The 8,538-nt window shown below is 68.3% G+C and carries 8 protein-coding genes and 2 pseudogenes; 5 read left to right on the forward strand and 5 right to left on the reverse strand.

Going from position 1 to position 8,538, the window contains the following annotated elements; translation table 11 throughout:
* Positions 1–253: 253 nt before the first annotated feature.
* From ABZ862_RS37950 to ABZ862_RS37960, 3 genes and pseudogenes are all read right to left on the reverse strand, one after another.
* Positions 254–482: pseudogene (locus ABZ862_RS37950) on the reverse strand (transposase); the annotation flags it as partial.
* Between the two features lie 38 nt (positions 483–520).
* Positions 521–2,332 (reverse strand): putative T7SS-secreted protein, encoded by a 1,812-nt coding sequence (locus ABZ862_RS37955; RefSeq protein ID WP_360969055.1) that lies wholly within the window; start codon positions 2,330–2,332, stop codon positions 521–523.
* 95 nt (positions 2,333–2,427) lie between these two features.
* The gene (locus ABZ862_RS37960) at positions 2,428–3,129 is read right to left on the reverse strand and encodes a hypothetical protein (protein ID WP_360969058.1); all 702 of its coding nucleotides are present in this window, start codon (positions 3,127–3,129) and stop codon (positions 2,428–2,430) included.
* 179 nt (positions 3,130–3,308) lie between these two features.
* Between ABZ862_RS37960 and ABZ862_RS37965 the strand changes: the two genes are divergently transcribed.
* Positions 3,309–3,602 carry a hypothetical protein gene (locus tag ABZ862_RS37965; RefSeq protein WP_360969061.1) on the forward strand — a complete coding sequence of 98 codons (294 nt, stop codon included), beginning with the start codon at positions 3,309–3,311 and terminating at the stop codon, positions 3,600–3,602.
* Positions 3,599–4,225: a hypothetical protein gene (locus ABZ862_RS37970; protein WP_360969064.1), complete on the forward strand. Its 627-nt coding sequence runs from the start codon at positions 3,599–3,601 to the stop codon at positions 4,223–4,225. Before ABZ862_RS37965 ends, ABZ862_RS37970 begins: the two co-directional genes overlap by 4 nt.
* Before the next feature lie 88 nt (positions 4,226–4,313).
* On the opposite strand, the gene ABZ862_RS37975 is transcribed toward ABZ862_RS37970, so the two are convergent.
* Together ABZ862_RS37975 and ABZ862_RS37980 are read right to left on the reverse strand one after the other, a co-directional pair.
* Positions 4,314–4,940 (reverse strand): hypothetical protein, encoded by a 627-nt coding sequence (locus tag ABZ862_RS37975; protein ID WP_360969064.1) that lies wholly within the window; start codon positions 4,938–4,940, stop codon positions 4,314–4,316.
* Positions 4,937–5,230, reverse strand: a complete 294-nt coding sequence (locus ABZ862_RS37980; RefSeq protein WP_360969061.1) for a hypothetical protein — start codon at positions 5,228–5,230, stop codon at positions 4,937–4,939. Before ABZ862_RS37980 ends, ABZ862_RS37975 begins: the two co-directional genes overlap by 4 nt.
* Positions 5,231–5,409: 179 nt before the next feature.
* Between ABZ862_RS37980 and ABZ862_RS37985 the strand changes: the two genes are divergently transcribed.
* The 3 genes and pseudogenes from ABZ862_RS37985 to ABZ862_RS37995 form a co-directional block, all read left to right on the forward strand.
* On the forward strand, positions 5,410–6,111 hold the full coding sequence (locus ABZ862_RS37985; protein WP_360969058.1) for a hypothetical protein: 702 nt from the start codon (positions 5,410–5,412) through the stop codon (positions 6,109–6,111).
* Positions 6,112–6,206: 95 nt separating this feature from the next.
* Entirely contained in the window at positions 6,207–8,018 is a 1,812-nt protein-coding gene (locus ABZ862_RS37990; RefSeq protein ID WP_360969055.1) for a putative T7SS-secreted protein, read from the forward strand.
* A gap of 38 nt (positions 8,019–8,056) precedes the next feature.
* Positions 8,057–8,285, forward strand: a pseudogene (locus ABZ862_RS37995) (transposase); the annotation flags it as partial.
* Between the last annotated feature and the right edge of the window lie 253 nt (positions 8,286–8,538).

Genomic DNA, 8,538 nt, shown 5'->3' on the forward strand with positions numbered 1-8,538 from the left:
GGGCACACGCCCCCTCACCCCAGCCATGCCCGCTCCCGCAGCTCAACGCCATGATCACCAGCGCTTACATGCCCGCGAACTGTCGAACTCGGGATTCGGGACGACGGCAGGGGCGGCAGGGGCGTACAACGGCATGACAGGACCTCTTGGCGCGACTGGGCTTCGACACCGCGGTTGCTACCAGGAGGTCCTGGCCGTGCACGTCACTTCTTCGGTCCCCACCCGCCCACGACGATCAGCTTGTTCACGGGCTCTCAGAGAACCGCCGGTGGGCGGTCGCTCCGGACGGGCCGAACGACGCCGAAGGCAGCTGCTGCCAGGTACAACCCGACGTGGCCACGAAGACGATCGCGGCCAGTACTTCCTGGTCGCCGTCCCGACGCCGACCACCGCCCTGCGGCCGCGACGGCGCCTCCGGCACACCCCCGCTGGAACAACCCCCACAACTCGTCCGGCACCAGCCGTTCAACGATCCCCACCATGACCCGCAGAATACCGAGTCGTCCACATGAGATGGCTTCTAAAGATCGCTGCTGCCGTCGCCCGTGGTGGAGCTCGGGCGGCCGCTGTTCAAGGGTTTGATGATGACGACGGTGCTGGGTTTGCCGTCGCTGGACCCGTCGTCGGAGGACGGGTCGACCTTGTGCCGGGTGACGTTCACGGGGCCGTTGCCATTGATCTTGACGACTGTGCTGCCGGCATCGCCGCCGATGCCCCCCTCGGAGCCCTTGCCGCCGGGGGCCGTGGTGATGTTCGTGGTGCCGTCACCAGAGATCTCGGAGACTATGTTGCCTCCGTTGCCACCCTTGCCCCCAGGGCCGGAGCCGGCGCCGCCGGGGCGCAAGGTGATGTTCGTGGTGCCGTCACCAGAGATCTCGGAGACTATGTTGCCTCCGTTGCCGCCCTTGCCCCCGTTGGAGCCCGCGCCGCCGCCGCCCAGGTCGAAGTTGATGACATCGCCGTTGTTCGTGGGGATCCTGAGGCCGCTGCCGTCGGAGTTGCCGACGCCTATGTTGCCGCCACGGCCGCCGATGCCCCCGTCGGAGCCCGCGGCGCCGGGGCCCGTGGTGAAGTTGCGCGGGCGGCCGTTGCCGGAGTTGTTGCCGTTTGTGCCGCTTGGAGCAGGTGCCGTGGTGGGACCGGTGTTCGTTGATGTGCTGGGCGTGGCCCCTGGCCCGTCACCGCCCTGGGAGGAGCGCGTGGTGTTCCCTGGGTTCGAGCCGTTCTTGGTGGGGATGGGTGGGGGATTGCGACGGCCGCCGCCTCCCGCGATGCCGCCGCCCACCGCGCCCAGTGCTCCGGCACCCAGAATGGCTCCGAGGTCGAGGTTGTCGCCGCTGAGGGCCTGGTTGGCGGTTTCCCCCGCCGCTGATCCGGCGAAGTCGCCTCCGGCCTGCTTGACGATGTTGCCGAGAGAACCACCGCTCTGTGGTCCCGCGACCGTCTTCGTCGTGTCGACCGTGGACTTGATGTTCTTGATCGAGCCCGGGCTCTTTGTGAGGTTCGGGATGAACTTCGAGGCTGCACTTCCGGCGCCTTTGAGGAGGTTTCCGCCGGGGACGAAGCTGAGCAGGCCGACTGCGAAGTCACCGAGGTTGAAGTTGCCCGACGCGAGCGCGGATATCTGGTCCAGGGCGAAGAGTGCACCGCCGAGCAGGGCACCCGCGACCGGGAAGAACACTGACACCGCGGCGACCAGGATGCCGAGGAGGATTTTGACGAAGGGGAAGTCCTTGAAGAAGTCGGCGATCTTCTGGAAGATGCTCCGTTCGGGGATCGCCTCCGACGCCGCCCGGTCCAGGACGTCCTCGCATTGTCGCTGGGCGCTTTCGCGCATCTGGCGTGCCTGTTGGGCCAGGCTTTTCGCCGCGTTCAGTGCGGACTGCCCGGCCTCGATGTCGTCCTGCCGCTTGGTGGCCGCGGACTTCTCCTCGTCCGTGGGGGAGTCCGACAGCTTGATCGGCGCCTGGTTGGCCTGGCCCGCGGCGCTGCCTGCTTGGTCCACCGCCTTGTCGAAGGTCTCCTGGGCCTCCCGGAGTCTGGGGGCGTAATCCGTGTAGGCCTGCGCGGCGTCGTGGAAGGAGGTCGCGGTCTTGCGCAGTTTGTCCGGGAGGTCCTCGCCGATCTTCTTGTTCAGGGCATCGATCGCGTCCCCCCGGCCACGGGAGATGTCGCCGTCCCGCTTGAGGACATTGAGTGCCTTTTCCGCCGCGTCCCCCACATCGCGGTAACGCGTGATCAGACCCTGCATCAGATCCGGATCACCAGGGGTCGGATCGCTGTCCATCCCCACCAGCTCGAAGTCCTGCCGGCTGGAATGCCGTCGCGCCATACCCGTACCCTCCCCTGAATTGTCGGCCTGTGCGCCCGTACGCTGTCTGACCCAGACTCAGGAATATTCCGTTCCGCACCGGAAAACCGCGCGCGTCACTGCCCGCCGGTGACCTTCTCGCCCTTCGGGCCGACGGCGAACCACTTCCCGCCCAGGCCCTGGCCGTTGAGGTCGCCGGGCTTGCTGTCGCCCGTGTAGCGGTAGACCGGCCGGCCGCCGACCGTGATCTGGATCTGGCCGTCCTCGCGGCGGATGGCGCCGACCTCCTTCGGATTCACACCCGCCATGTAGACCTTGCCGCCCTCCTCGACGGTGACCGGCGGCCACTTGACGGCACAGGCGTCGTTGCAGGCCGATCGGGAGGGCGACGCCGAGTCGTCGTCGAAGCGGTACAGCGCGGCCTGGTTGATGTTGATCAGATGCTGTGCGGGCAGGTGGTCGCTCGTGACGGCTGACAGCTGGACCCAGCGCGGCGGTGCCTCCTGGACGGCCACTCCGACGACCGTGCCGCCGTTGCCGTTCAGGCCGGCCTGCGCCGCCGTCGAGTCGACGACCTGGAGCGCCGCGTTGCCGGACGAGGCCGCCGAGGAGGACGCGGTGCCGGAGGAGGGGGACGCGGCGGCGGACGAGGCCGGAGCCGGCGATGTCGACTGCGCTGTGTCCCCGATCTGGATGGTCTTGCCGCAGCCCGACAGCGCGGTCACGCAGCACAGGGCGAGCGCGGGAGCGACGACAGCGCGGCGGAGCGCTCCGCGCCGTGCTGGGGGAGGGGGCATCGGGCCGGTGAAGAACGTCATGACTGCAACACGAGACAGCGGCGGCTCAACGTTCAACGGTCCACGGGCCTTCGCGCCCCGCGCCCCGGGCCCCGCGCCCCGAAGCGGCGCGCCGGTGAACGATCCGGGACCGCGACACCGTGTTTCCGACGGGGATCCGGTTCTGGATCTGTTCCCGCCGCCGACCAACGAGGAAGCGCATGGCGTCACAAGTAGTCATCCCCGGTGCCGAACTCGACGAAGCCCGCTCCACGCTGGGCTTCGTCCACGACTTCATCGACATCGGACACCACACGTTCGACTTCGACGCGATGTTCGGCCGTGATCTGTCCCGGGGCGCCGCCCAGAACTTCGAGAACAAGTGGGAGGACGGCAAGAACCGTCTGAAGAAGCAGGTCAAGGAGATCCAGGACGCCATCGGCAACATCCTGGACTCGTTCGAGAAGACCGACCAGGACGCGGTGTCGAACCTCGATGACGGGAGCAGCGGATGACCCCCGACCACAACCGGACCGGGCCCGCGCGGCGCTTTCTGCTGGACATCCCCGACCAGTGGCAGCAGGCCGACCTCAGCGGTGTGGCCATGGCCAGGGTACGGGCTCGTGCGCTGGCCGCCGCGGCCACACCGGGCGAACAGGCCCGTATCAACGACATGTTCCGCCAGGGCAGGGAACTGGCCGCGGCCGCCCGGCGGCACGGCGCGCTGCTGGCCGTCGGTACGGCGGACATGTATCCCGACGGTCTCTTCCTGGCGTACGGAATGGTGTTCGCGGTCAGCATGCCGGTCGGGCAGGAACTGACGCTGCCCGTGCTGTCCGCCCAACTCGGCACCGCCACGGCCGGAGAGGTGCCGGCGGACCGCGTCGTGACGACGGCTCAGGTGCCTCACGTGGGTACGGTCGCCCGGGTCACCGGCACGGAGACCGCCCGTGTGACGGCCGACGTCAGCGTGAAACTGCTGACCATGCACACCATGATGCCGGTGCCGGGCGGTGACCAGGACTTCCTCGTGGTCACGCTCGTCAGCCCCAATCTGCCGCTGAAGAGCGAGGTGTACGACCTGTTCGACGCCGTCTCCAGCACGTTCCGGTTCGTCGAGGACAGCGTCGCCGTCTGACGACGTCCACCCCATGGATGGATAGAGGGAGAGGCGCCCCCACCGGTGGGGGCGCCTCTCCCTCTATCCATCCATGGGGTGGACGTCGTCAGACGGCGACGCTGTCCTCGACGAACCGGAACGTGCTGGAGACGGCGTCGAACAGGTCGTACACCTCGCTCTTCAGCGGCAGATTGGGGCTGACGAGCGTGACCACGAGGAAGTCCTGGTCACCGCCCGGCACCGGCATCATGGTGTGCATGGTCAGCAGTTTCACGCTGACGTCGGCCGTCACACGGGCGGTCTCCGTGCCGGTGACCCGGGCGACCGTACCCACGTGAGGCACCTGAGCCGTCGTCACGACGCGGTCCGCCGGCACCTCTCCGGCCGTGGCGGTGCCGAGTTGGGCGGACAGCACGGGCAGCGTCAGTTCCTGCCCGACCGGCATGCTGACCGCGAACACCATTCCGTACGCCAGGAAGAGACCGTCGGGATACATGTCCGCCGTACCGACGGCCAGCAGCGCGCCGTGCCGCCGGGCGGCCGCGGCCAGTTCCCTGCCCTGGCGGAACATGTCGTTGATACGGGCCTGTTCGCCCGGTGTGGCCGCGGCGGCCAGCGCACGAGCCCGTACCCTGGCCATGGCCACACCGCTGAGGTCGGCCTGCTGCCACTGGTCGGGGATGTCCAGCAGAAAGCGCCGCGCGGGCCCGGTCCGGTTGTGGTCGGGGGTCATCCGCTGCTCCCGTCATCGAGGTTCGACACCGCGTCCTGGTCGGTCTTCTCGAACGAGTCCAGGATGTTGCCGATGGCGTCCTGGATCTCCTTGACCTGCTTCTTCAGACGGTTCTTGCCGTCCTCCCACTTGTTCTCGAAGTTCTGGGCGGCGCCCCGGGACAGATCACGGCCGAACATCGCGTCGAAGTCGAACGTGTGGTGTCCGATGTCGATGAAGTCGTGGACGAAGCCCAGCGTGGAGCGGGCTTCGTCGAGTTCGGCACCGGGGATGACTACTTGTGACGCCATGCGCTTCCTCGTTGGTCGGCGGCGGGAACAGATCCAGAACCGGATCCCCGTCGGAAACACGGTGTCGCGGTCCCGGATCGTTCACCGGCGCGCCGCTTCGGGGCGCGGGGCCCGGGGCGCGGGGCGCGAAGGCCCGTGGACCGTTGAACGTTGAGCCGCCGCTGTCTCGTGTTGCAGTCATGACGTTCTTCACCGGCCCGATGCCCCCTCCCCCAGCACGGCGCGGAGCGCTCCGCCGCGCTGTCGTCGCTCCCGCGCTCGCCCTGTGCTGCGTGACCGCGCTGTCGGGCTGCGGCAAGACCATCCAGATCGGGGACACAGCGCAGTCGACATCGCCGGCTCCGGCCTCGTCCGCCGCCGCGTCCCCCTCCTCCGGCACCGCGTCCTCCTCGGCGGCCTCGTCCGGCAACGCGGCGCTCCAGGTCGTCGACTCGACGGCGGCGCAGGCCGGCCTGAACGGCAACGGCGGCACGGTCGTCGGAGTGGCCGTCCAGGAGGCACCGCCGCGCTGGGTCCAGCTGTCAGCCGTCACGAGCGACCACCTGCCCGCACAGCATCTGATCAACATCAACCAGGCCGCGCTGTACCGCTTCGACGACGACTCGGCGTCGCCCTCCCGATCGGCCTGCAACGACGCCTGTGCCGTCAAGTGGCCGCCGGTCACCGTCGAGGAGGGCGGCAAGGTCTACATGGCGGGTGTGAATCCGAAGGAGGTCGGCGCCATCCGCCGCGAGGACGGCCAGATCCAGATCACGGTCGGCGGCCGGCCGGTCTACCGCTACACGGGCGACAGCAAGCCCGGCGACCTCAACGGCCAGGGCCTGGGCGGGAAGTGGTTCGCCGTCGGCCCGAAGGGCGAGAAGGTCACCGGCGGGCAGTGACGCGCGCGGTTTTCCGGTGCGGAACGGAATATTCCTGAGTCTGGGTCAGACAGCGTACGGGCGCACAGGCCGACAATTCAGGGGAGGGTACGGGTATGGCGCGACGGCATTCCAGCCGGCAGGACTTCGAGCTGGTGGGGATGGACAGCGATCCGACCCCTGGTGATCCGGATCTGATGCAGGGTCTGATCACGCGTTACCGCGATGTGGGGGACGCGGCGGAAAAGGCACTCAATGTCCTCAAGCGGGACGGCGACATCTCCCGTGGCCGGGGGGACGCGATCGATGCCCTGAACAAGAAGATCGGCGAGGACCTCCCGGACAAACTGCGCAAGACCGCGACCTCCTTCCACGACGCCGCGCAGGCCTACACGGATTACGCCCCCAGACTCCGGGAGGCCCAGGAGACCTTCGACAAGGCGGTGGACCAAGCAGGCAGCGCCGCGGGCCAGGCCAACCAGGCGCCGATCAAGCTGTCGGACTCCCCCACGGACGAGGAGAAGTCCGCGGCCACCAAGCGGCAGGACGACATCGAGGCCGGGCAGTCCGCACTGAACGCGGCGAAAAGCCTGGCCCAACAGGCACGCCAGATGCGCGAAAGCGCCCAGCGACAATGCGAGGACGTCCTGGACCGGGCGGCGTCGGAGGCGATCCCCGAACGGAGCATCTTCCAGAAGATCGCCGACTTCTTCAAGGACTTCCCCTTCGTCAAAATCCTCCTCGGCATCCTGGTCGCCGCGGTGTCAGTGTTCTTCCCGGTCGCGGGTGCCCTGCTCGGCGGTGCACTCTTCGCCCTGGACCAGATATCCGCGCTCGCGTCGGGCAACTTCAACCTCGGTGACTTCGCAGTCGGCCTGCTCAGCTTCGTCCCCGGCGGAAACCTCCTCAAAGGCGCCGGAAGTGCAGCCTCGAAGTTCATCCCGAACCTCACAAAGAGCCCGGGCTCGATCAAGAACATCAAGTCCACGGTCGACACGACGAAGACGGTCGCGGGACCACAGAGCGGTGGTTCTCTCGGCAACATCGTCAAGCAGGCCGGAGGCGACTTCGCCGGATCAGCGGCGGGGGAAACCGCCAACCAGGCCCTCAGCGGCGACAACCTCGACCTCGGAGCCATTCTGGGTGCCGGAGCACTGGGCGCGGTGGGCGGCGGCATCGCGGGAGGCGGCGGCCGTCGCAATCCCCCACCCATCCCCACCAAGAACGGCTCGAACCCAGGGAACACCACGCGCTCCTCCCAGGGCGGTGACGGGCCAGGGGCCACGCCCAGCACATCAACGAACACCGGTCCCACCACGGCACCTGCTCCAAGCGGCACAAACGGCAACAACTCCGGCAACGGCCGCCCGCGCAACTTCACCACGGGCCCCGGCGCCGCGGGCTCCGACGGGGGCATCGGCGGCCGTGGCGGCAACATAGGCGTCGGCAACTCCGACGGCAGCGGCCTCAGGATCCCCACGAACAACGGCGATGTCATCAACTTCGACCTGGGCGGCGGCGGCGCGGGCTCCAACGGGGGCAAGGGCGGCAACGGAGGCAACATAGTCTCCGAGATCTCTGGTGACGGCACCACGAACATCACCTTGCGCCCCGGCGGCGCCGGCTCCGGCCCTGGGGGCAAGGGTGGCAACGGAGGCAACATAGTCTCCGAGATCTCTGGTGACGGCACCACGAACATCACCACGGCCCCCGGCGGCAAGGGCTCCGAGGGGGGCATCGGCGGCGATGCCGGCAGCACAGTCGTCAAGATCAATGGCAACGGCCCCGTGAACGTCACCCGGCACAAGGTCGACCCGTCCTCCGACGACGGGTCCAGCGACGGCAAACCCAGCACCGTCGTCATCATCAAACCCTTGAACAGCGGCCGCCCGAGCTCCACCACGGGCGACGGCAGCAGCGATCTTTAGAAGCCATCTCATGTGGACGACTCGGTATTCTGCGGGTCATGGTGGGGATCGTTGAACGGCTGGTGCCGGACGAGTTGTGGGGGTTGTTCCAGCGGGGGTGTGCCGGAGGCGCCGTCGCGGCCGCAGGGCGGTGGTCGGCGTCGGGACGGCGACCAGGAAGTACTGGCCGCGATCGTCTTCGTGGCCACGTCGGGTTGTACCTGGCAGCAGCTGCCTTCGGCGTCGTTCGGCCCGTCCGGAGCGACCGCCCACCGGCGGTTCTCTGAGAGCCCGTGAACAAGCTGATCGTCGTGGGCGGGTGGGGACCGAAGAAGTGACGTGCACGGCCAGGACCTCCTGGTAGCAACCGCGGTGTCGAAGCCCAGTCGCGCCAAGAGGTCCTGTCATGCCGTTGTACGCCCCTGCCGCCCCTGCCGTCGTCCCGAATCCCGAGTTCGACAGTTCGCGGGCATGTAAGCGCTGGTGATCATGGCGTTGAGCTGCGGGAGCGGGCATGGCTGGGGTGAGGGGGCGTGTGCCC

Source organism: Streptomyces sp. NPDC047000 (assembly GCF_040644295.1).
Classification (GTDB): domain Bacteria; phylum Actinomycetota; class Actinomycetes; order Streptomycetales; family Streptomycetaceae; genus Streptomyces.